This window comes from Xenorhabdus indica, assembly GCF_014467235.1.
Classification (GTDB): Bacteria; Pseudomonadota; Gammaproteobacteria; order Enterobacterales; family Enterobacteriaceae; genus Xenorhabdus; species Xenorhabdus indica.
Genome location: NZ_NKHP01000006.1, coordinates 182294 through 203285, shown reverse-complemented (window position 1 = coordinate 203285; position 20992 = coordinate 182294). Strand labels below are relative to the sequence as shown.

Sequence of the window (20992 nt, the reverse complement as noted above, 5' to 3'; positions counted from 1 at the left end):
ACGCTTAGATCTTCTTAATTGAACGAATTTAAAGGAAAGACACAATGGCAGCTAAAGACGTAAAATTTGGTAATGATGCTCGCAGCAAAATGTTGCGTGGTGTGAATGTACTGGCTGATGCAGTTAAAGTGACTTTAGGTCCTAAAGGCCGTAATGTTGTTTTGGATAAATCTTTTGGCGCACCTGTAATTACTAAAGATGGTGTTTCTGTAGCACGTGAAATCGAATTAGAAGACAAATTCGAGAACATGGGTGCACAGATGGTTAAAGAAGTTGCCTCTAAAGCTAATGATGCAGCGGGTGACGGTACAACCACTGCAACTGTACTGGCTCAAGCGATCGTCACCGAAGGTCTGAAAGCAGTTGCTGCTGGCATGAACCCAATGGATCTGAAACGTGGAATCGATAAAGCAGTAATTTCTGCGGTTGAAGAGTTGAAGAAACTGTCCGTACCTTGCTCTGATTCCACTTCCATTGCACAGGTTGGTACAATCTCTGCAAACTCCGACGAAACCGTAGGTAAACTGATCGCAGAAGCGATGGATAAAGTCGGTAAAGAAGGTGTAATCACCGTTGAAGAAGGTACTGGTCTGGAAGATGAGCTGGACGTTGTTGAAGGTATGCAGTTCGATCGTGGTTACCTCTCTCCTTATTTCATCAACAAACCAGAAGCAGGTTCTGTTGAGCTGGAAAACCCATACATCCTGTTGGTAGACAAAAAAGTGTCCAACATCCGTGAACTGTTGCCAGTTCTGGAAGGTGTAGCTAAGGCGAGCAAGCCTCTGGCTATCATCGCTGAAGATGTTGAAGGCGAAGCACTGGCTACCCTGGTTGTAAACAACATGCGTGGTATCGTGAAAGTTGCAGCGGTTAAAGCACCAGGTTTCGGTGATCGCCGTAAAGCAATGCTACAGGATATCGCTATTCTGACTAACGGCACTGTGATTTCTGAAGAGATCGGTCTGGAGCTGGAAAAAGCAACTCTGGAAGATTTGGGCCAGGCAAAACGTATCGTTATCAGCAAAGACACGACTACTATCATTGATGGCGTAGGTGAAGCAAGCGCAATTGAAGCGCGTGTTGGCCAAATCCGTCAACAAATCGAAGAGTCAACTTCTGACTATGACCGTGAAAAACTGCAGGAGCGCGTAGCGAAACTGGCAGGCGGTGTTGCTGTGATCAAAGTTGGTGCAGCAACTGAAGTTGAAATGAAAGAAAAACGCGCACGTGTTGATGATGCTCTGCACGCAACTCGCGCAGCAGTCGAAGAAGGTGTTGTTGCTGGTGGTGGTGTTGCTCTGGTTCGCGCAGCGGCAGCTATCGCAGATCTGGTTGGAGACAACGAAGATCAGAACGTAGGTATCCGTGTTGCACTGCGTGCAATGGAAGCGCCAATGCGTCAGATCGTAGACAACGCGGGTGAAGAGTCATCTGTTGTTGTGAACAACGTGAAAGCAGGTCAGGGCAACCACGGTTATAACGCTGCAACTGAACAGTACGGCGACATGATCGAAATGGGTATTTTGGATCCAACTAAAGTAACACGTTCTGCACTGCAATTCGCAGCTTCTATTGCTGGTCTGATGATCACGACTGAAGCGATGATCACTGATCTGCCAAAAGATGACAAAGCTGACTTAGGCGCAGCTGGTGGCATGGGCGGTATGGGTGGAATGGGCGGCATGATGTAATGCGACGAGAGTTGCGTAGGTAGCTAGCCTGGCGGGCTACGTCCCTGTGAGTACTATCCTGAATAGGTAGTACTCACTCCCAACCCGCCGAAATAGCATTCATTTGATAAAACCCGATATTCGGGCTTGTTTCCAGGCCCGAATATCGGTCTCCGTATGGAGGGCTCTGTCGCATTAACGGAACTTCAGGTAAACTTCTTGGTTTTTGCGCGAGTCCCAAACGATGTCCCTGATCCGGAACGCCTTCAAACGTCTTCACTATCCTACCGATATTATCGCCCAGTGTGTCCGGTGGTATCTCGCTTATGCCCTGAGTTTACGAAATCTGGAAGAGATGATGGCTGAGCGGGGTGTCACCGTTGATCATTCCACACTCTCTCGCTGGGTTCATCGTCTGGTGCCTTTAATTGTCAAACGTTATCGGCGCTGCAAACCTGATGTCGGGCGTCGCTGGCGAATGGATGAAACCTATATCAAAATCAAAGGGCAATGGCGGTATCTCTACCGGGCGGTGGACTCGCACGGGAATACCGTGGATTTTTTGTTGACGGCCTGTCGGGATAAGGCCGCTGCCTTGCGTTTCTTTAAAAAGGCGATGCGTCAGCAGGGCCAACCTGAGGTTGTCACAATGGATAAAAGCAGCGCCAATAAAGCGGCGGTAGACGAGTTAAATCAGGAGAAATCCAAAGAGGAAGCCATCGTTATCCGGCAAAACAAATACCTCAATAATCTGATTGAGCAGGATCACCGCAACATCAAACGGCGAACCTCTCCCATGCTGGGCTTCAAAAATTTCAGGCGGGCTCAGCCCTGTTGGCGGGCATTGCATTGGTCAGCATGTTGCGTAAAGGACAATATGTTCAAGAATCGGAATGCCCGATGTCACCCGCGGCCTTTTTCTATCAACTGACCGCATAAAAAACAATCAATACACTTTCACTCGGACATTTCTTGTTAATGCGACAGAGCCCTTGCGAAATCATCTCCAGAAACTTCGAAGCATAGTCAGAAGTAATTTAATGGTTGGGCAAGACGTATTAATCCATTTGCTCAATCCGGTTTTACGTGGCTGGGCAAATTATCATCGCCATGTTGTGGCTAAAGAAACATTTGGCTATGTGGATTACCGTGTCTGGAAACTCCTTTGGCACTGGTGCTGTCGTAAGCATCAGAATCGCAATAAACGCTGGGTGAAAGATAAATATTTTCATGCAGTTGACGGAAAAAAATGCGTATTTCAAAGTGTTGATACTTGGGGTAAGTTAGCTCGATTGCTCAGAAGTAAAGACATCCCGATTAAGCGGTATATCAAGATAAAATCGGAGGCTAATCTATACGGTTGCAATGATGAGTTGTATTTCGAACAGCGCCAGATTAAGCACTGGAAGGAAAACAAACTCTATCTTGGAAAATTGTGGACGATATGGGAACGCCAACGATATCGATGTTCGATTTGTGGGCAAATGTTTAAGAATGATGAAGATTGGGATATCCATCACGTTATTCGACGAACAGATGGAGGCGGGGATGAAATTGATAACTTGGTAATGTTGCATCCTAATTGTCATCGACAACTACATGTGGTTATGTGATCAAAGCACTAACTGTTTTTTGAATAAAAGGGTTAATATAAGAACAATTTGTGTTTAAGGTTTAAACACAAATGTTCTGTATAAGCTGGTCGTACGGCAAAGTTTGAGTAGTTAGGCTGAACTAAAGCCCTCTAGTCAGTCTATTTCTTCCGAAGGGTATACAACTAAAGGAGAAAGCTGTAATGTCGCAGCCGAAAGCCCCTTATTACTATAAAACAAGCAGTGATACTTACCACTGGGAAACTAGCTGTAGTAAAAACGCTCATCCTGCGGCAGGTTGGGTAAAGACTAATGACAGACCTAGTGGTAGAGAGCAGTGTAACGAGTGTAAGGCGAAGTAATACTTATTTCGTCGTCGAAATGTAAATCTAGCCTTATAAAGGCTTGAGCCGTATGCGGTGAAACTTGCATGTACGGTTCTTAGGGGGCGGTGGTATAGTAATATACTGCTGCTACCCGGCATGCTGTTCATCCTGATAATGGAATTACCCGTCCATTAGGATAAAAGTTTGAAGGCGAGCAGAAAATATCTACTCGCCTTTTTACTTTTTGCTCTTAATGAAATACAAAAGGGTATATTTATCATTGTGGTATAAGTTCCAATAACCGATGAGGGAAGAAATGCGAATTAAAATTTTGCTCGGAATGTCAGTACTGCTGCTGGCTGGTTGCACAACGAATAATCAATTAACTTCCGCTGGCTCTAATGTACGTTTTGTGGATACTCAGCCGGGTAGTGAATGTCAGCGGTTAGGTGAAGTGACAGGTACTCAGAGCAACTGGTTCAATGGTGTGGGTAATGAGAGCAGCTCTATGCGTGGTGCAGCTAATGATTTACGTAATAAAGCGGCTGCAATGGGGGGAAATGTCATTTATGGTGCAAATAGCCCATCAGAAAATCTGTTGGGTAGCTTTGTTCCCCTTGATAGCAAAATGGTTGGGCAAGTCTATCAATGTCCTTAAGCACCAGTAAGAAGGCACAACAAAAGAACATGATGCAGTTTGGGCAATGTCCAGAAAAACGTTTTGTAACACGATGATCTGATCGTTTGAATTTCTGTGCACTGCCCATTATGACATATTTTCGACGGTGAGTTTATTGAATCAGTGATGGCTGAACATCATCTTGATGGGTGAATGCTACCCTAAGCCTAAATCCAGTGGTGTTTTACTCGGTTCGCCACCTATTTCCCTTGTCAGACGCGGAACCAAATAGCCGGAGACTTTAGTCAATAGCTCCCTCATAATGGATTTTGCTTCTTCATCAGTGACAAGAAAATGTGCAGCTCCCTGAACTTTATCCAGCACATGGATATAGTAAGGTAAAATACCCGCATCAAATAACGCATTACTTAACTCTGCCAGAGTATCAGCATCGTCATTTACATCACGCAACATGACGCTTTGGTTCAACAGTGTTACTCCCGCTTGTTTCAATCGCATCATGCTATTGCGAAAAGTATCATCAATTTCGTTTGCATGGTTAATATGAGTTACCATAATCACTTGCAAATCTGATTGTGCTAAGCGGTTGCATAATGAAAGAGTGATCCTGTCGGGGATGACGACAGGTAAGCGGGTATGAATACGTAACCGCTTAATATGCGGGATGGATTCAAGATGAGTCATTAGCCAATCCAGTTCATGATCTTTTGCCATAAGCGGGTCACCACCGGAGAAGATGATCTCATTCAGCTCAGTATGCTGTTCAATATAATTAAGTGCTGCATGCCAGTTGTTTTTATTACCTTTATTATCTTGATAAGGGAAATGGCGTCGGAAACAATAACGGCAATTTACCGCGCAGCCTCCTTTGACCAGTAATAAAGCGCGGTTGCGATACTTATGCAGCAAGCCGGGAACCACTGGATGTTGTTCATCTAATGGATCAGTGGAAAAACCAGTTGGAGTATCAAACTCTTCTCGTGCAGTCAGAACCTGTAGTAATAAGGGATCCCGCGGATCGCCTTTTTTCATTCGTGATACGAATGCTCTTGGCACACGTAAAGGAAATAGACGCCGCGCCTCATTGCCTTCTTTTAATATGGTGTGCGTGCTCAGGGACAACAGTTGCAACAACTCATTGGGATCAGTGATAACATCCGTAAGTTGTTGTAGCCAGACTTCTCTGGCAGGGTGAATTTGGGTTATAATGTGTGCCATTTTTTGGCTAAGCCATTTCGTTAAAAATTAGAGGATCTCCATGGCTACTTATAGTACCAATGAATTCCGTTCAGGTCTTAAAATCATGTTAGATGGCGAGCCGTGCGCTATTCTTGACAGTGAATTTGTTAAACCTGGTAAAGGGCAGGCATTTGCCCGCGTTCGTATTCGTAAGCTGATTTCTGGTAAACTGCTGGAAAAAACTTTTAAATCAACAGACTCTGTTGAAAGTGCAGATGTTATGGATATCAACCTGACTTATCTGTACAACGATGGTGAATTCTGGCATTTCATGAACAACGAAACTTTCGAGCAGTTAGCTGCGGATGCGAAAGCCGTTGGTGACAATGCAAAATGGCTAATTGATCAGGCAGAATGTATTCTGACTCTGTGGGATGGCCGTCCTATCGCTGTTACTCCACCAAACTTTGTTGAACTGGAAATTGTTGACACTGATCCGGGCCTGAAAGGTGATACCGCAGGTACTGGTGGTAAACCCGCTACTCTGAGCACTGGTGCGGTAGTGAAAGTACCTCTATTTGTACAGATCGGTGAAGTCATTAAAGTTGATACCCGCTCTAACGAATACGTTTCCCGCGTTAAATAATCGCGTATCGTTATTTTAAAAAAACCGTAGCCTCTTCGTCTAGAGGTTGCGGTTTTTTGTTGTACTCGATTTTATTACACGTTGCGACTCTCTGATCTGGTAGTTATAATCCTGTTGCATTTCTTATCGTTATCTGGGACGACCTGGATAAACGCCATCTGATTGGGGACGGCCCCGCTTTTCATTGGATAATTTTCCATTAGAGATAAGGTGAAAAGGCATGTCTTGGTTGATACTTCTCATCGCGGGTTTACTTGAAGTTGTGTGGGCTGTGGGCCTGAAATACACTCAGGGCTTTTCTCGCTTGGTTCCGAGTCTAATTACCATCAGTGCGATGAGTGTCAGTGTAGGGTTACTGGCTTATGCCATGAAAAACTTACCAGCAGGAACTGCCTATGCGGTATGGACAGGAGTTGGGGCTGTAGGTACTGCGATCTTCGGTATTATGGTATTGGGGGAATCTGCGAATTTTGCCAGGATATTGAGTCTTGGCCTGATTATTGTTGGTATTATTGGCCTGAAACTTACTAGCTGACTGTCAGTAAGGTTTGATGATTTGTAAATGAACCCAGCATAATGCTGGGTCTCATCTTTGCTCATTTTTTCTCATAACGAGAAGGCCATATCTCTTCCGGTGTAAGTCCTAGTGCGGCTGCTATAAGACGTTCTCCTTTTGGCCAGTGGCGTTGTAGAGCATTGGCAAGTGTTGATGATGCTAACCCGGCAGTACGTGATACTTCTGATAATGTTGTGCCTCTTTTTTTCAATTCAGCGATGATATCAGCGGAATGCCAATCTTTATTTTCCATTCTTAAGTTCTCCTGTTACCTGTCATTTTTCAATTAAAAAGAAATGAATTAATAGTAGACTATGAGTCACACATAATAACATAACTAAGATTTAAATGTGACTCATAGTCCGTGGTCGGATAAGTAACATGAATCGATACTTATCGGATGAAAACATCGAACAACATCAAATCCGTTTTTGGACAAAGAATTAGATATCTCAGGAAGGAAGCTGGGATGTCGCAGGAGGCTTTTGCCGATAAATGTGGTTTGGATCGAACTTATGTCAGCGGCATTGAACGTGGTGTCAGAAATCCTACCCTAGAAATTATTTATGTCATTGCGAATGGATTGCAAATTGAGTTGAATGAACTGTTCAGTTTTGAGACTTCCGTCACTCCTAATTAAAATTTCTACAAATTATCTCATTAGTCATGATTAAGAGACTGTCTAAACTCTGTGGCGTAAAACCACCTTTGGGCTTCGTGAATTATATGCCCAAAGGTGATATTGAATATAGTGCATGATGTTATCAGAGCGCTGTCTCCCCAATATTGTTTAGGGCATCAATGATCATCTGCCAAAACTTGTTTTGATCCAGCTTTACGGCAACTTGAGTATGGCAGTCTTCTGGGGGAGGAGCGCGGAAGTCAGCGACTGTCATACCTGTCGTTAAAGCTCCTGTCATCTCGATATTTACGGGGACTTTTTGAGTAGTCATAACTGTAGGGTCAATGACATAAGCAACTGCACAGGGATCATGGACTGGAGGATACTTGAAGCCTTGCCATATCCGATAACTTTCTCCATAAAACTCCAGTGCATCCAATACGAACTGAGCTGGACGTGTTTTTATCCGGGCGATTGCCTCAAGTACTTCTGGGGTTGCCTGAGCTTGATGGGTAAGATCTAATCCGACCATTGTTAGTGGCCATTTTTCATTAAAAACAATGTGAGCAGCTTCAGGGTCGATCAAGATATTAAATTCAGCAACAGCGCTCCTGTTACCTATATGGTAACCACCTCCCATTAATACAACTTCTTTTATTCGTTCGACAATGTGGGGTGCTTTTCGGGCAGCAAGGGCGATATTAGTCAAACCTGCCGTTGGAACTAACGTCACGCTTTTAGGTGGATGTTCCATGATGATATCAATGATCAAGTCAACTGCATGCCGGGGGTCCAGTTTTATTACAGGCTCAGGTAATTCAGTGCCATCCAGACCGGTTTCTCCATGAATATCAGGTGCCGTTTTGATCTCTCTTACCAATGGGCGATGGCATCCCGCAGCAAACGGAACATTGTGGATATTAGCGATATGGGCAATGGAAAGCGCATTACGGGTAACTTTATCTAAGGTTTGGTTACCAACAACGGTCGTCACAGCTAAGAGTTCAATATCGGGGTTTCCATGGGCAAGCAGCATGGCAATGGCATCATCGTGACCAGGGTCACAATCGAGGATAATTTTCTTAGGAAGCATATTTATTCCTTTTACGGTACCTAAAAATTACGGTGCTCAAATATACATATCAAGAATAATTCACCATCAGTAAAAATTCTTCTACTGACCATCACAAAATGACATGATAAAAATCATAACTTATTAATGATAACTTTAATTATTGTGATTTAATTAACATACAAATAACAAATAATTTGAGCATTTCTAATGTATATGATTCATATATAGGGTAAATGTTTGTGTATGAGCTTTTCTTATTTTATTAATACATTAATAATTTATTTTCGTATCCTTTTGTTATCCAATTGAATAACAAATGTTACCGGAATAAACGATTTTAAATAAATGCGATACGTGTCCCTGAATAGAAAACTGTTGGCAGTGCATATCAGGGAAAGGACTGATGCTCACGGGGTGTAATATGAACAATCAGATCGATTCATTAACATACTATGCAGCAACCAAAAAATATGACCTTCGCTTTCCAACATTGACAGAAGATCTGGATGTTGATGTCGTTATCATTGGTGGTGGATTTTCTGGTGTAAATACTGCACTGGAACTGGCAGAAAAAGGCATTACCAATATCGCGATTTTGGAAGGAATGACTCTGGGATATGGTGGAACAGGGCGCAATGGCGGGCAAGTTATGACTGGCATTGGTCATGATTTAGATCGGATTAAACACCATGTCGGTAAGAAAGGTCTGGAGACAATATTTAAAATCAGCAACATGGGGACTGGAATTATTCGTGACCGGATCGCCAAATATGATATTAAGGCGGATTTCTGCCAGGGTTATAGTTACCTGGGTTGTAACTCCCGACAAGAGAGGACACTGCGTGGCTGGCTGAAAGGATTTCGGGAAGCTAGTCCTGATGAAGAGATTGAACTTTATACTGGTTCAGAAGTTAAGAAAGTCATTGGTTCAAATCTTTACACGTCTGCCTTGAAACATATGGGCGGAGGGCATGTTCATTCATTGAACCTATTGTTGGGCGAAGCCAAAGCGGTCACAGAGTATGGTGTCAAAATTTTTGAAAATAGCCAGGTTTTGAGTGTGGAATATGGGCCAAGGGTTACCGTTCATACAGCAATGGGCTCTGTGCGGGCAAGCAAAATGCTATGGGCGTGCAATGCTTTTCTGAATGGTCTTGAACCAACCATTTACAAAAAAACGATTAATACTTACGCATTCCTGTTAATGACAGAAGAACTCTCAGATGAACTGATAGAAAAAATCAGCCCGATCCGTGGAGCATATAGTGATATCAACCCTGTTATCAACTACTACCGGGTCACCAAAGAGAACCGATTGTTATTTGGTAGTGCGACAAGATATTTCGAATATATTCCTTCGGATTTAAAAGAATGGAACCGCAAGTGGATGCTGGATGTTTATCCCTACCTGAAAGATGTGAAAATTGAATTAGCCTGGGGTGGACCTATGAATTGTAGCGCCAATCTCTTCCCGCAAATAGGTTCCTTGCCAAAACATAACAACGTGTTCTATGTCCAAGGTTATTCGGGTTTTGGTGTGACGCCAAGCCATATTATCTGCAAGGTACTGGCAGAAGGTATGAGTGAAGGCTCTGAGCGCTATTCACTGCTAAGTTCTATCCCCCATTCTAATATTATCGGCAAAGATAAATTGAGGCATTTGCTTCTTTCTACCGGAAAGATTTGGCATCAAGTGTCAGGCTATTGGAAAGGGCGCCGTTAGTGTTATTGATTTTTCGATTTTCACTATTTTTGCACATGAACTTTTTTGCACAATAAATTCTGAAAGGTAAAAGTCATGATAAAGTCGTTATTGTTAGATAAAGCACTTCCTGAACTAATGCCGATTGGTAGTGTCACCAATCTTGGCTCTATTGTTGTAGAAGGCGATCCACAGGCAAGCAGTGCAATGATACACGGAGAGCCAACGGATAACCTGACTTGCGGTATTTTTGCTTGTACCAAAGGGAAATTTAAGATGGTTTATCCCTTTGATGAAATGGCAACTGTTTATGAAGGCTCCGTAAAACTAACGGATGTTAAAACAGGGGTGATAGTCGAATACCACGAAGGTGACTCATGGTTTGCGGCGAAAGGTACCGAAGTCTTGTGGGAAATCACCAGTGAACGCTTCGTTAAACACTATATGGCATGTGTCAATGCTCAGGTTTCAGACTGACAAGAGGGAAATATAATGAGTGAAATCACTCTGCTAGAGTCCGTTACAGCGTTTTTGCAACGTTCTCATGGCCATTATATCAATGGACAAGCTGTTCGTGGTCAGGAAGGCAACACCTTTTCGGTCATCAACCCGGCATCTAATGAGGTGATTGCTATTGTCAACCGCGGAAGTCAGGCAGAAGCTAATGCCGCTATGGAGGCTGCATCAACGGCTTTTCATGGTTCATGGGCACAAACTTCTCCTATGGAACGTGGCAACTGCCTGATTCGATTGGCGGATTTACTGCAAAAACATAGTGAAGAACTTGCCCAGCTTGAAAGTCTGTGTTCAGGAAAAACTATTCAATTATCACGTATGCTGGAGGTTGGTACTTCTGCTGAATACTTGCGCTACTTTGCCGGTTGGTCGAGCAAAATAAGCGGTGAAACACTGAATGTTTCATTGCCATCGTTCAAAGGGGAGCAATATACCGCCTTTACCCGTCGTGAACCTGTTGGTGTGGTAGTCGGAATTATTCCGTGGAATTTCTCGATTATGATCGCCATTTGGAAACTGGGAGCGGCATTGGCCTGTGGTTGTACGATTGTTCTGAAACCCAGTGAATATACTCCCTTAACTATGCTGCGTGTAGCAGAACTGGCGAAAGAAGCCGGAATTCCTGATGGTGTGATCAATATTGTCAATGGTTCTGGTACTGGTGTGGGTGCGGAACTACTCGCCCATCCACTATGTGCTAAGGTCACTTTTACCGGATCAGTTCCTGTTGGCATGTCGATTGGTAAATCTGCCATGGAGCATGGTCGTTTGCTCCGTACGACGCTGGAATTAGGTGGTAAAAATGCAGCAGCTTTCTTGCCAGATATGTCTGTAGAGAAAATTGTTGAAGGAGTATTAGAAGCTGGTTATGTGAATCAGGGGCAAATTTGTGCGGCGGCGGAATGTTTCTATATTCCCTCTATTCACATGGATGCGGTTTTGAAGTTACTTTCTGAACGTTTGTCTGCGATGAAGATTGGTTCTCCCCTTGATGAAACAACAGAGATGGGACCTTTGGCAAACAAAGAGCATTACGAAAAAATTCTGTCTCTGTTTGAAAAAGCACGTCAGGAAGGGAATGAAATCATATATGGTGGACGTGCACTGGAAGGGAAAGGTTTTTTTGTTATGCCAACCGTAATCCGTGCGAAAAGTGCCGAAGATACGTTAATGAAAGAAGAAACGTTCGGCCCAATAGGGGCTTTCCTCAGTTATGATAATGAGGAAGAACTGATTGCCATGATGAATGCAACGCCATTCGGCCTATCTGCCAGTTTATGGACAAACGACTTAAGTAAGGCAATGCGCATGATCCCGCGTATCCGGGCGGGTATTTTATGGATTAACATGCACACGTTCCTTGATCCCGCAGTTCCATTTGGTGGTATGAAATCCTCAGGAATTGGTCGTGAGTTTGGTAAGGCATTCATTGAGCATTACACAGAACTGAAATCGGTCATGATGCGGTACTGATAGCAACAGGCAGTTATATCTAACAGATTTCAGGTTGTTTCACTGGGAGTGTAAATGAGGCAACCTGAAAAATATCGAGCCTAATCGCCGGGCTATTTCTTGCAATTTGCAGGTATGTCTATAGTGACAATACATATTGTAAGAAATTGTCATAAATGTGTTATCAGCCTTTCACAATAATGTCACATTGAGCGTTCACTATTCGGGAATAAATTCATATTCATGGTGTTTTGTTTAATTTTCCTGAAAGTAAGGAACACTCTATGTTTTACCGCCACATACCCTCCCGTAATTACACAAAAAGCTTGCTATCTCTTACTATTACCCTATTTATTATCGCTATATTCATGTCAGGAACCTGTTTATCTGCACGAGCCAGTAATACAGATAACATCGTGGCAGAATCCCGTTTAGCTCATGGAGATATAACCCAGTTCGGCGGTGCCCGCCGTCTTGCCGAAGACCAAACGAATGCTCTTAAGACAGCATTGAATAATAAAAAAGCGAAGAACGTTATTTTGTTTATCGGTGATGGTATGGGGGATTCTGAAATCACATTAGCCCGCAATTATTCACAAGGCGCTGGTGGTTTTTTTAAGGGAATCGATGCACTGCCTTTTACTGGCCAATACACGCATTACTCTCTGAATAAAAAAACAAAAAAACCAAACTATGTCACGGATTCTGCGGCTTCTGCCACTGCATGGTCAACAGGGACGAAAACCTATAATGGTGCGTTGGGCATTGATGTTTTTGGTAAAGCACATCAGTCATTACTGGAGTTAGCAAAGAAAAACGGAAAAGCGACAGGAAATGTTACGACTGCCGAAATTCAGGATGCTACGCCAGCCGCGCTGTATGCTCATGTCACAAACCGTAAATGCTATGGGCCACAAGAAACCTCGGAAAAATGCCCTATCGATGCTTTAGAAAACGGTGGTAAAGGTTCTATCACGGAACAGCTTTTAGTTGCGCGTCCCGATATTACTTTGGGGGGCGGTGCTAAAAGTTTTGAACAACAATCGTTATCCGGCGTTAATAAAGGAAAAATTCTGAAGCAACAAGCCCTGGAACAAGGGTATCAATGGGTAACAGATATAAAGTCATTAAATGATATTCAAGAGGTCAATCAGAAAAAACCCCTGTTGGGATTGTTCAATGATGGAAATATGGGTGTGATCTGGGAAGGGCCAAAAGCGGTTTATCATGGCAACATTAATGAAGCGCCAGTGAAGTGTAAAATTAACACTCATCGCAATTCCGCTGAACCCACATTGGCACAACTGACCGAAAAAGCGATTGATTTATTGAAAACCAATAAGAACGGATTCTTCTTACAAGTGGAAAGTGCTTCAATTGATAAACAAGATCATGAAGCTAACCCTTGTGCCCAAATTGGGGAAACAGTGGCATTAGATGAAGCTGTACAAGTGGGTTTGAAATTTGCAAAGCAATATGGAGATACCTTAGTTATTGTTACGGCTGATCATGCCCATTCCAGCCAGATTATTGAACCCGATGTTAAATCCCCCGGATTGACCCGCTCATTGATTACCAAAGATGGTGCAGTCATCACGGTAAGCTATGGCAATTCAGAAAAAAGCAAACAAAACCATACCGGAACACAATTACGTGTTGCCGCTTATGGCCCTTATGCAGCCAATGTTGTTGGTTTAACTGATCAAACCGATTTGTTCTTTACCATACGTAATGCGATGGGATTGTTGTGACGTGTAGCCTGTTTGCTGGCTTGCGTTGTTTAGGTCACTTTCATTTTTGAGAATAACTGGGATGTATTAAGGAATAAAACCAAAAAAAGAACGGAGAAAAAGCGAGAAAATATGAGACAGATAAGAGATGAGCAGATAAATATTAACAGTGGTGCGAAGGGGGGGACTTGAACCCCCACGTCCGTAAGGACACTAACACCTGAAGCTAGCGCGTCTACCAATTCCGCCACCCTCGCAGGTACTGCTATTTATCTGATTTGTTTAACTGATTTATCTAGTTGATTCGTTTAACCGATAACTATCTGATTTGGTGCGAAGGGGGGGACTTGAACCCCCACGTTCGTAAGAACACTAACACCTGAAGCTAGCGCGTCTACCAATTCCGCCACCCTCGCAAATTCAGATACTATTTAAACAGACAACCACTTAAACAGATAGCATGGAGGCGCATTCTAGAGATTTTACGGCTGACGTCAATCATTATTTATCGGAAGAAAGCATAATTGATGCAAAAAACAACATGCTGGTATTGCCCATCCATTTGGAAAGGGCAATAGTTGTTTGATTTGTTACTTCTTGGTAGCTTGATAAATTTTGAATTTACCTGTCTGAGCAATCACTTCATGTCGACCAAAAACGCTATCCAGCAGCGCCGGGTAAGGTAAAAAAGCATTTGCTACGATCCGGAGTTTACCACCATATTTCAGATGGTTGGGTGCCATGCGGATCATATCTTCAGCCGCTGACAGACTTGTCTTCAGGCCGTCATGGAATGGCGGATTGGAAATGATCCAGTCGAATTTTTCTTCGATAGCGGAGTAAACATTACTGGTAATGACGTTCCCTTCCAGTTTATTTGCTTTCAATGTCGCTTTACTGGATGTGATAGCGGCTGCATTGACATCGCTGAGTGTCAGTGACAAGCCGGGGTTATTTTTACCCAATACCGTTGCTAAGACACCAGAACCACAAGCGATATCCAGCAGGCTGCCAGAAATCGGTGTATCAAACGTAGAGAGCAGAAGACGGCTGCCAACATCCAGATTATCCTGACTGAATACGCCGGGCAATGTATTGACGGTGACATCGCCGACTTGATAGCTGTTCCACCAATTGTTCTGATCAAACTGAACCTGTTGCTCCAGTTGACCGTAAAAAAGGCTACAACGGCGGGCACTGTCTATTTTATGGAAAGTGGCAATACCTTCCATCAGCTTATCAGCGCTACGGACACCACTGCGATTTTCGCCGACAATAAAAACATCGGTTCCGACAGGCAGGATGGAAAACAGACTGCGGAGTTGGAAACGTGCTTCATGCTTGCTTTTTGGCCAGTAATAAATCAGCGTATCACATCCTTTGACAAAGATGCTGTCCGCCGTAAGACCAAACGAGGCATTATCACCCAGTGTGCGGATCAGCGACTGCCAGTGATGATATTGATTAGTATGTACTCGTACACTTGCAGCTTCAATTTCCGTTGCCAGAGTATCCTGAAGGTCACCAGCAAAAAGCAGATGATGGGAGCGGAATTGCTCTTGATGGCGCAGGATAACTTCACTGGCTGGTGTTAATACTGACATCTATGATTAGCTCCTTATAAATCTTTATTTAGTAATCATTATCTGTGGGCAAATCTGAGATGCCGTGTTGATTGGCGCAGAGATAAGCCCTCTGATAATATACCTTTCATCTTTCAAGTTGCCGTTTTGTTGGCTGCAACTTGAAATCTATTAGGTATATATTACCTGTTATTTTTTATGGCAGATGGAATAAAACACGATGACAAAGCGTGACAGATCACTTACTCGATTGGGCATTACCCAATGGGTTTTGCGTAGCCCTGCGACCCTGCGAGGTGAATTATCTGTCCTCATCCCTGACTCAACCCGTTTGTTGATCATTAGCCATGATAACATTGACTTAAGTCATTCATTACTTGCTGATATTTTCACAGCCATGGGGATTAATGCCTCATCAGTTTATTGCATCACGACAAAAGACGTTGAGTTACTTTCGGAATCAATCCACTGCCCATGCTGGCTGTTGGGGGTTGATATTACCTTATCAATACAAGGGATTTCTTTGAGAAGCCCTGCATTAAATGATTTATCCCTTGATGGGGATGCAAAACGCGCTCTTTGGCAACAAATTTACCATTATGAAGAATATTTCTCTATTAACTCCCGTTGATCTTCCCGTTGCATTTCAGATAGAACAGGCCAGCCATGCTTTTCCCTGGAGTGAAAAAACTTTTTACTCTAATCAGGGAGAACGTTATCTCAATTACAAAATCACGCTTAATGATCAGATGATTGGTTTTGCAATAGTGCAGTGTGTTTTGGATGAAGCGACACTCTTTAATATCGCTATTCATCCTGAATATCAATCACAGGGGCATGGAAAAACATTGCTGAAATACCTGGTCGATGTATTGCCTCACAAACAGATTAATACACTATGGCTTGAAGTACGGCGTTCAAACAGGTCGGCGATTCGTTTGTATGAAGATTTGGGATTTAACGAAGTTTCCATTCGCAAAAACTATTACCCAACCGCGACAGGAAAAGAAGACGCAATTATTATGGCGTTGCCGTTATTTGGAGAGTAACGGAGTTTTATACCATCTTGAGCATCATTAGTTGTTTATAACGCCAAGTTCAGCGAAAATAAGCACCAATCACGATTAACATGCCGGATTCGAAGATGAAGCGTCATTCTGTGCTTCACACATGGTAGCTATCCGCGCGTAGACTAGAAGATTTCAATTAATGTCAAATTCCTCATTCTTGCAAGAAGTCGCGAAGCGAAGAACCTTTGCAATAATTTCTCACCCCGATGCGGGTAAAACGACTATTACTGAAAAGGTATTGCTGTTCGGACAGGCGATTCAGAAAGCGGGTACGGTAAAAGGCCGGGGTTCCAATCAGCACGCTAAATCAGACTGGATGGAGATGGAAAAGCAACGTGGTATCTCCATTACCACCTCGGTGATGCAGTTCCCTTATAGTGATTGTCTGGTTAACTTACTGGATACTCCGGGGCATGAGGATTTCTCCGAAGATACTTACCGTACTTTGACTGCGGTTGACTGCTGTTTGATGGTAATTGACGCTGCAAAAGGTGTTGAAGATCGTACCCGTAAACTGATGGAAGTCACCCGTCTGCGTGATACGCCGATCCTGACATTCATGAATAAACTCGACCGTGATATCCGCGATCCGATGGAATTGATGGATGAAGTGGAAAACGAGTTGAATATCGCCTGTAGCCCGATCACATGGCCTATCGGCTGTGGTAAATCATTTAAAGGGGTTTATCATCTCTATCAGGATGAAATTTATCTGTATCAATCTGGCCAGGGGCATACGATTCAGGAAGTCCGGGCTATTAAAGGGCTGGATAACCCTGAGCTGGATGCGGCAATTGGTGAGGATTTGGCTAATCAGTTACGTGAAGAGTTGGAACTGGTCAAAGGTGCATCACACGAATTCGATCTGGATGCCTTCTTACAAGGTGAATTAACGCCGGTATTTTTCGGTACTGCACTCGGTAATTTTGGTGTTGATCACATGCTGGATGGCCTTGTTAAATGGGCACCGATGCCAATGCCTCGTCAAACTGATGCTCGTGAAGTCACTGCAAAAGAAGAAAAGTTCACGGGTTTTGTTTTCAAAATTCAGGCCAATATGGACCCGAAACATCGTGATCGTGTGGCATTTTTGCGTGTTGTTTCTGGTAAATACGAAAAAGGCATGAAACTGCGTCAGGTGCGTACTAAAAAAGATGTGGTTATTTCAGATGCGCTGACCTTTATGGCCGGAGATCGTTCCCATGTCGAAGATGCGTATCCGGGAGATATTATTGGCCTGCACAATCATGGCACGATTCAGATTGGTGATACCTTTACCCAAGGTGAAGAGCTGAAATTTACAGGCATTCCAAACTTTGCCCCTGAATTGTTCCGTCGTATTCGGTTGCGTGATCCACTGAAACAAAAACAATTGTTGAAAGGTCTTGTTCAGTTATCAGAAGAAGGCGCAGTACAGGTATTTCGCCCACTAACCAATAACGACCTGATCGTTGGGGCAGTGGGTGTCCTTCAGTTTGATGTCGTTGTTGCTCGTTTGAAGAGTGAATATAACGTTGAAGCGTTGTATGAACCTGTCAACGTTTCTACTGCACGTTGGGTAGAATGTAATGATGTCAAGAAACTGGAAGAGTTCAAACGCAAGAATGAGCAAAATCTGGCACTTGATGGTGGCGATAACCTGACTTACATTGCACCAACCATGGTTAATTTAAATCTGACCAGTGAACGTTATCCTGATATTGTTTTCCGTAAGACGCGGGAACACTAATATTTTTTCGGGGCTAACAAATAGTTGGCCCTTTTAAATTTGTTACTCCATTCCAAAATATATTGGTTATGCTTTATTTAAAGCATATTTCTGGCTTAAGAAAATATACGTTATTTATTGTAAAGCCCATTTCTTCTCCATAATTTGATGATATATCATCTTTTGACAATTTGGCTTAGTTAAGGGAAGGTCGCAGGATGAAAAAATCAACGTTCACACACTCACTCCTGACCGTTATTTTAGGTTCGGCTTTAGGCTTGGTATTGATAAATGGCAGCGTATCAGCCGCAGAAACATCTTCAGGCAATACTACAGAAAGTAATTCTTTAGAAAAGAAAATATTAGAAGATAAAGCATTAGAAAATACGCGCCAGAAAATTGATAATTCAATCAAAAATGCAGAGGAAAAAATTGATAATTCACTGAAACAAGTCGGTAATTCGATTGATGATAGTGTAATTACTGTCAAAATAAAAGAGAAGTTACTGGAATATAAAGGGATTAATAGTAACGATATTTCAGTGAAAACGAAAAAAGGCGTAGTTTATCTTTCCGGTTTTGTCAAAAATGAAGAACAGGTTAAACGGGTGATCAAAGTTGCTCATCAAGTAGATGGTGTTAAGTTCGTAAACAGTACGTTAACTATCAAAAAATAATGCGTATTTTGATGGAGTGGCAGATAATAAGCCACTCTTTTTGTTTCTATTCTCCAAATAAAATCCAACCTGATTAAGCGAGTCACTTTTCAAGAAGCACAATATGTGCTGTCTATTCAGAAAGTAAGCAAAGGCTTGCCTGTTTGTGAATTAATCTTCATTATCTAATGCAAGTTTTATAAGCACTTTGTTTGCATAACAATATACTGATAGATAGTCATATACCCAATGGATGTCAAGAGGCGTTGCAGCCAACAAAAAGACAACTCAAAAGGCGGAGGGTATAACTCAAATTACATTTTGAAACTGACATTGACTTTTTAGGGGGGGCTATGGGGAAACATATTCCGATTACGCTGGGTAGTATAGAGCCGTTAGCTTATACATCACGGATCAAACCGGGAAAAATTGCACTTGTCTGTGAAGGTGGTGGGCAGCGGGGAATTTTTACCGCTGGTGTGTTGGATGAATTTCTCCGGCTTGACTTCAACCCATTCGAATTGTTTCTTGGTACTTCCGCAGGTGCTCAGAATCTTTCTGCGTATATCTGTGGTCAGAAAGGATATGCCCGCAAGGTAATTAAAAATTACACAACTAATACTACCTTTTTTAATCCGTTGCGCTTTGTCCGGGGTGGGCATCTAATCGATCTGGATTGGTATATTGATATCGTTTCTGAAAAATCACCCTTGAATATCCCTATTGCGATGCGACATTTTGATGCAGGGCGTGAATTCTATATGTGCGCCTGTCGAGCAGATGATTTTGAAGCTAACTATTTTCATCCTGAGGAAAAAAATTGGATGGAGATTATAAAGGCTTCCAGCGCTATTCCTGGTTTTTATCGCAATGGCGTGACGCTTGATGGCACTGTTTATCAGGATGGTGGCATTTGTGATGCGATACCAGTAGAAGAGGCTTATCGCCGTGGTGCAGATACCATTGTGGTGGTCAGGACAGTGCCTTCACAGCTCTATTACACGCAACAGTGGATTAAACGAATAGAGCGTTGGTTGGAAAGCAGTAGCTCACAAAAGATGATTCAGATGTTGAAGCTGCATGCTAAAAGTTACTATCGGACACAGCAATTTATTGAAAATCCCCCCGATGATGTGCAGGTATTCGAAATTTATCCACCAGCACCATTAGCCACAATGGCACTGGGAAGCCGGATCAGTGCATTGGATAAGGATTATCACCTGGGGCGGCGCTGTGGGCGGTATTTTCTGGCCACCATCGGACATACTTTTATCGGAGGTAAATTCGGGCTGGCAGAACGTAAAAGTTATGGTGTTTGCCGCAACGGTTTAAATCATGATGGAATGAACCGTAATGCTTTCAGGCACAATGGTTTTTTGGACAATATGAATAGCCCGGAGAATGAGGTAACAGAGGTGAATGATATTACCCCGACTCCACTGACGGGTACTACCATGATGGATAAGTAGATGTTTATCGATACACATTGCCATTTTGATTTTCCTCCTTTTGCTGACGATGAAACAGCAAGTTTAGCTCGCGCCAGACAAACAGGGGTAGAAAAAATCATTGTCCCGACAGTCAGTCAGTTGAATTTTCAACGTGTTGCCGATCTGGCCGCTACCTATGACTCAATTTATGCTGCGTTTGGGTTACATCCCTTGTATATCAATGAACATCATGACGTGCATCTGGGTGAACTGGAACAGAAACTCAAGGAAAAACAGGCTAACTGTGTAGCGGTAGGTGAAATCGGGCTTGATCTGTATATGCCGGAACCTCAGTCTGAGAAGCAAAAAAGCCTCTTAGCAGCGCAGCTCATGCTGGCCGACAAGTATGAATTGCCTGTGATACTTCACTCCCGCAAAAGCCACGATCAATTGGCAGCAATGTTACGGAAACACAGTGTGCCACGTACCGGGGTGATCCATGGTTTTGCCGGGAGCTTGTCTCAGGCACAAGCTTTTATTCGTTTGGGTTTTTATATTGGTGTTGGTGGAACTATAACTTATGAGAGAGCAAAAAAGACACGAGATACGATTGCACGATTACCACTATCATCCCTGGTGTTAGAAACGGATGCCCCTGATATGCCCTTATCAGGGTTTCAGGGGCAGCCAAACCGACCAGAAAGAGTTGCTCAGATTTTTTCTGCATTGTGTGAATTGCGTCCTGAATCTGTAGATGAAATTTCCCACCAAATTTATCAAAATAGCATGACATTGTTTGCATTAAGCTAGTTTCTGTTGAATAAAAATCAGGCCATTTT

At 43.0% G+C, this 20992-nt stretch carries 22 protein-coding genes and 2 tRNA genes; 18 read left to right on the top strand and 6 right to left on the bottom strand.

Annotation, left to right across the window (positions count from 1 at the left end):
• Positions 1 to 44: 44 nt before the first annotated feature.
• The 5 genes from groL to Xind_RS07235 all read left to right on the top strand — a co-directional run bounded on the left by groL (position 45) and on the right by Xind_RS07235 (position 4246).
• Positions 45 to 1691, top strand: a complete 1647-nt coding sequence (gene groL / locus Xind_RS07255) for a chaperonin GroEL (RefSeq protein ID WP_047680631.1) — start codon at positions 45 to 47, stop codon at positions 1689 to 1691.
• Between the two features lie 223 nt (positions 1692 to 1914).
• Positions 1915 to 2609, top strand: a protein-coding gene (locus Xind_RS07250; RefSeq protein WP_187649745.1) for an IS6 family transposase whose coding sequence is annotated in 2 segments (ribosomal slippage) — positions 1915 to 2500 and positions 2500 to 2609 — 696 coding nt in all. Because the reading frame shifts where the segments join, the coding sequence is not laid out codon by codon here.
• Positions 2564 to 3283 carry a group II intron maturase-specific domain-containing protein gene (locus Xind_RS07245; RefSeq protein WP_187649744.1) on the top strand — a complete coding sequence of 240 codons (720 nt, stop codon included), beginning with the start codon at positions 2564 to 2566 and terminating at the stop codon, positions 3281 to 3283. The genes Xind_RS07250 and Xind_RS07245 overlap by 46 nt, the downstream gene beginning before the upstream one ends.
• A 182-nt stretch (positions 3284 to 3465) precedes the next feature.
• Complete coding sequence (locus Xind_RS07240; protein WP_156115380.1) at positions 3466 to 3624, top strand: hypothetical protein; 159 nt, start codon at positions 3466 to 3468, stop codon at positions 3622 to 3624.
• 280 nt (positions 3625 to 3904) lie between these two features.
• The gene (locus Xind_RS07235) at positions 3905 to 4246 is read left to right on the top strand and encodes a DUF4156 domain-containing protein (protein WP_187649743.1); all 342 of its coding nucleotides are present in this window, start codon (positions 3905 to 3907) and stop codon (positions 4244 to 4246) included.
• 177 nt (positions 4247 to 4423) lie between these two features.
• Here Xind_RS07235 and epmB read toward each other — a convergent pair whose 3' ends face one another.
• A complete protein-coding gene (gene epmB, locus Xind_RS07230; protein ID WP_047683222.1) occupies positions 4424 to 5446 on the bottom strand; it encodes an EF-P beta-lysylation protein EpmB in 1023 nt (340 codons plus the stop codon).
• Positions 5447 to 5486: 40 nt separating this feature from the next.
• Between epmB and efp the strand changes: the two genes are divergently transcribed.
• Entirely contained in the window at positions 5487 to 6053 is a 567-nt protein-coding gene (efp, locus tag Xind_RS07225) for an elongation factor P (RefSeq protein ID WP_047683220.1), read from the top strand.
• A 220-nt stretch (positions 6054 to 6273) separates the two neighbouring features.
• Entirely contained in the window at positions 6274 to 6588 is a 315-nt protein-coding gene (gene sugE, locus Xind_RS07220; RefSeq protein ID WP_047683218.1) for a quaternary ammonium compound efflux SMR transporter SugE, read from the top strand.
• A gap of 61 nt (positions 6589 to 6649) precedes the next feature.
• Here sugE and Xind_RS07215 read toward each other — a convergent pair whose 3' ends face one another.
• Complete coding sequence (locus Xind_RS07215) at positions 6650 to 6862, bottom strand: helix-turn-helix domain-containing protein (protein ID WP_038260439.1); 213 nt, start codon at positions 6860 to 6862, stop codon at positions 6650 to 6652.
• Between the two features lie 147 nt (positions 6863 to 7009).
• Here Xind_RS07215 and Xind_RS07210 point away from each other — a divergent pair, with 147 nt between their 5' ends.
• Entirely contained in the window at positions 7010 to 7249 is a 240-nt protein-coding gene (locus Xind_RS07210; RefSeq protein ID WP_072032531.1) for a helix-turn-helix domain-containing protein, read from the top strand.
• Positions 7250 to 7373: 124 nt separating this feature from the next.
• Here the strand turns inward: Xind_RS07210 and uriH are convergent, their stop codons facing one another.
• Entirely contained in the window at positions 7374 to 8324 is a 951-nt protein-coding gene (gene uriH, locus Xind_RS07205; protein ID WP_187649742.1) for a uridine-preferring nucleoside hydrolase UriH, read from the bottom strand.
• Positions 8325 to 8727: 403 nt separating this feature from the next.
• On the opposite strand from uriH, the gene Xind_RS07200 reads away from it, so the two are divergent.
• The 4 genes from Xind_RS07200 to phoA all read left to right on the top strand — a co-directional run bounded on the left by Xind_RS07200 (position 8728) and on the right by phoA (position 13727).
• On the top strand, positions 8728 to 10029 hold the full coding sequence (locus tag Xind_RS07200) for an NAD(P)/FAD-dependent oxidoreductase (protein ID WP_047683212.1): 1302 nt from the start codon (positions 8728 to 8730) through the stop codon (positions 10027 to 10029).
• Positions 10030 to 10104: 75 nt separating this feature from the next.
• The gene (locus tag Xind_RS07195) at positions 10105 to 10485 is read left to right on the top strand and encodes a cupin domain-containing protein (protein ID WP_047683211.1); all 381 of its coding nucleotides are present in this window, start codon (positions 10105 to 10107) and stop codon (positions 10483 to 10485) included.
• 15 nt (positions 10486 to 10500) lie between these two features.
• Positions 10501 to 11997, top strand: coding sequence for an aldehyde dehydrogenase family protein (locus tag Xind_RS07190; RefSeq protein ID WP_187649741.1), 1497 nt, complete (start codon positions 10501 to 10503; stop codon positions 11995 to 11997).
• A gap of 263 nt (positions 11998 to 12260) precedes the next feature.
• On the top strand, positions 12261 to 13727 hold the full coding sequence (gene phoA / locus Xind_RS07185) for an alkaline phosphatase (protein WP_187649740.1): 1467 nt from the start codon (positions 12261 to 12263) through the stop codon (positions 13725 to 13727).
• 149 nt (positions 13728 to 13876) lie between these two features.
• Here phoA and Xind_RS07180 read toward each other — a convergent pair.
• From Xind_RS07180 to rsmC, 3 genes are all read right to left on the bottom strand, one after another.
• A tRNA-Leu gene (locus tag Xind_RS07180) sits at positions 13877 to 13963 on the bottom strand.
• A gap of 72 nt (positions 13964 to 14035) precedes the next feature.
• A tRNA-Leu gene (locus Xind_RS07175) sits at positions 14036 to 14122 on the bottom strand.
• 174 nt (positions 14123 to 14296) lie between these two features.
• Positions 14297 to 15310, bottom strand: a complete 1014-nt coding sequence (gene rsmC, locus Xind_RS07170) for a 16S rRNA (guanine(1207)-N(2))-methyltransferase RsmC (protein WP_047679064.1) — start codon at positions 15308 to 15310, stop codon at positions 14297 to 14299.
• 199 nt (positions 15311 to 15509) lie between these two features.
• On the opposite strand from rsmC, the gene Xind_RS07165 reads away from it, so the two are divergent.
• The 6 genes from Xind_RS07165 to Xind_RS07140 all read left to right on the top strand — a co-directional run bounded on the left by Xind_RS07165 (position 15510) and on the right by Xind_RS07140 (position 20963).
• Positions 15510 to 15920 (top strand): DNA polymerase III subunit psi, encoded by a 411-nt coding sequence (locus Xind_RS07165; RefSeq protein WP_047679065.1) that lies wholly within the window; start codon positions 15510 to 15512, stop codon positions 15918 to 15920.
• Entirely contained in the window at positions 15889 to 16338 is a 450-nt protein-coding gene (gene rimI, locus Xind_RS07160; RefSeq protein WP_047679066.1) for a ribosomal protein S18-alanine N-acetyltransferase, read from the top strand. Before Xind_RS07165 ends, rimI begins: the two co-directional genes overlap by 32 nt.
• Positions 16339 to 16498: 160 nt before the next feature.
• Positions 16499 to 18088 carry a peptide chain release factor 3 gene (prfC, locus tag Xind_RS07155; RefSeq protein WP_187649739.1) on the top strand — a complete coding sequence of 530 codons (1590 nt, stop codon included), beginning with the start codon at positions 16499 to 16501 and terminating at the stop codon, positions 18086 to 18088.
• Positions 18089 to 18285: 197 nt separating this feature from the next.
• Complete coding sequence (locus tag Xind_RS07150) at positions 18286 to 18744, top strand: BON domain-containing protein (protein ID WP_047679068.1); 459 nt, start codon at positions 18286 to 18288, stop codon at positions 18742 to 18744.
• 332 nt (positions 18745 to 19076) lie between these two features.
• Positions 19077 to 20192, top strand: a complete 1116-nt coding sequence (locus tag Xind_RS07145) for a patatin-like phospholipase family protein (RefSeq protein ID WP_187649738.1) — start codon at positions 19077 to 19079, stop codon at positions 20190 to 20192.
• A complete protein-coding gene (locus Xind_RS07140) occupies positions 20193 to 20963 on the top strand; it encodes a TatD family hydrolase (protein WP_187649737.1) in 771 nt (256 codons plus the stop codon).
• The last annotated feature ends 29 nt before the right edge of the window (positions 20964 to 20992 follow it).

Coding starts and splice junctions, on each gene's coding strand:
- groL (WP_047680631.1), top strand. CDS start 45: ATGGCAGCTAAAGACGTAAAATTTGGTAATGATGCTCGCAGCAAAATG.
- Xind_RS07245 (WP_187649744.1), top strand. CDS start 2,564: ATGCCCGATGTCACCCGCGGCCTTTTTCTATCAACTGACCGCATAAAA.
- Xind_RS07240 (WP_156115380.1), top strand. CDS start 3,466: ATGTCGCAGCCGAAAGCCCCTTATTACTATAAAACAAGCAGTGATACT.
- Xind_RS07235 (WP_187649743.1), top strand. CDS start 3,905: ATGCGAATTAAAATTTTGCTCGGAATGTCAGTACTGCTGCTGGCTGGT.
- epmB (WP_047683222.1), bottom strand. CDS start 5,446: ATGGCACACATTATAACCCAAATTCACCCTGCCAGAGAAGTCTGGCTA.
- efp (WP_047683220.1), top strand. CDS start 5,487: ATGGCTACTTATAGTACCAATGAATTCCGTTCAGGTCTTAAAATCATG.
- sugE (WP_047683218.1), top strand. CDS start 6,274: ATGTCTTGGTTGATACTTCTCATCGCGGGTTTACTTGAAGTTGTGTGG.
- Xind_RS07215 (WP_038260439.1), bottom strand. CDS start 6,862: ATGGAAAATAAAGATTGGCATTCCGCTGATATCATCGCTGAATTGAAA.
- Xind_RS07210 (WP_072032531.1), top strand. CDS start 7,010: ATGAAAACATCGAACAACATCAAATCCGTTTTTGGACAAAGAATTAGA.
- uriH (WP_187649742.1), bottom strand. CDS start 8,324: ATGCTTCCTAAGAAAATTATCCTCGATTGTGACCCTGGTCACGATGAT.
- Xind_RS07200 (WP_047683212.1), top strand. CDS start 8,728: ATGAACAATCAGATCGATTCATTAACATACTATGCAGCAACCAAAAAA.
- Xind_RS07195 (WP_047683211.1), top strand. CDS start 10,105: ATGATAAAGTCGTTATTGTTAGATAAAGCACTTCCTGAACTAATGCCG.
- Xind_RS07190 (WP_187649741.1), top strand. CDS start 10,501: ATGAGTGAAATCACTCTGCTAGAGTCCGTTACAGCGTTTTTGCAACGT.
- phoA (WP_187649740.1), top strand. CDS start 12,261: ATGTTTTACCGCCACATACCCTCCCGTAATTACACAAAAAGCTTGCTA.
- rsmC (WP_047679064.1), bottom strand. CDS start 15,310: ATGTCAGTATTAACACCAGCCAGTGAAGTTATCCTGCGCCATCAAGAG.
- Xind_RS07165 (WP_047679065.1), top strand. CDS start 15,510: ATGACAAAGCGTGACAGATCACTTACTCGATTGGGCATTACCCAATGG.
- rimI (WP_047679066.1), top strand. CDS start 15,889: ATGAAGAATATTTCTCTATTAACTCCCGTTGATCTTCCCGTTGCATTT.
- prfC (WP_187649739.1), top strand. CDS start 16,499: ATGTCAAATTCCTCATTCTTGCAAGAAGTCGCGAAGCGAAGAACCTTT.
- Xind_RS07150 (WP_047679068.1), top strand. CDS start 18,286: ATGAAAAAATCAACGTTCACACACTCACTCCTGACCGTTATTTTAGGT.
- Xind_RS07145 (WP_187649738.1), top strand. CDS start 19,077: ATGGGGAAACATATTCCGATTACGCTGGGTAGTATAGAGCCGTTAGCT.
- Xind_RS07140 (WP_187649737.1), top strand. CDS start 20,193: ATGTTTATCGATACACATTGCCATTTTGATTTTCCTCCTTTTGCTGAC.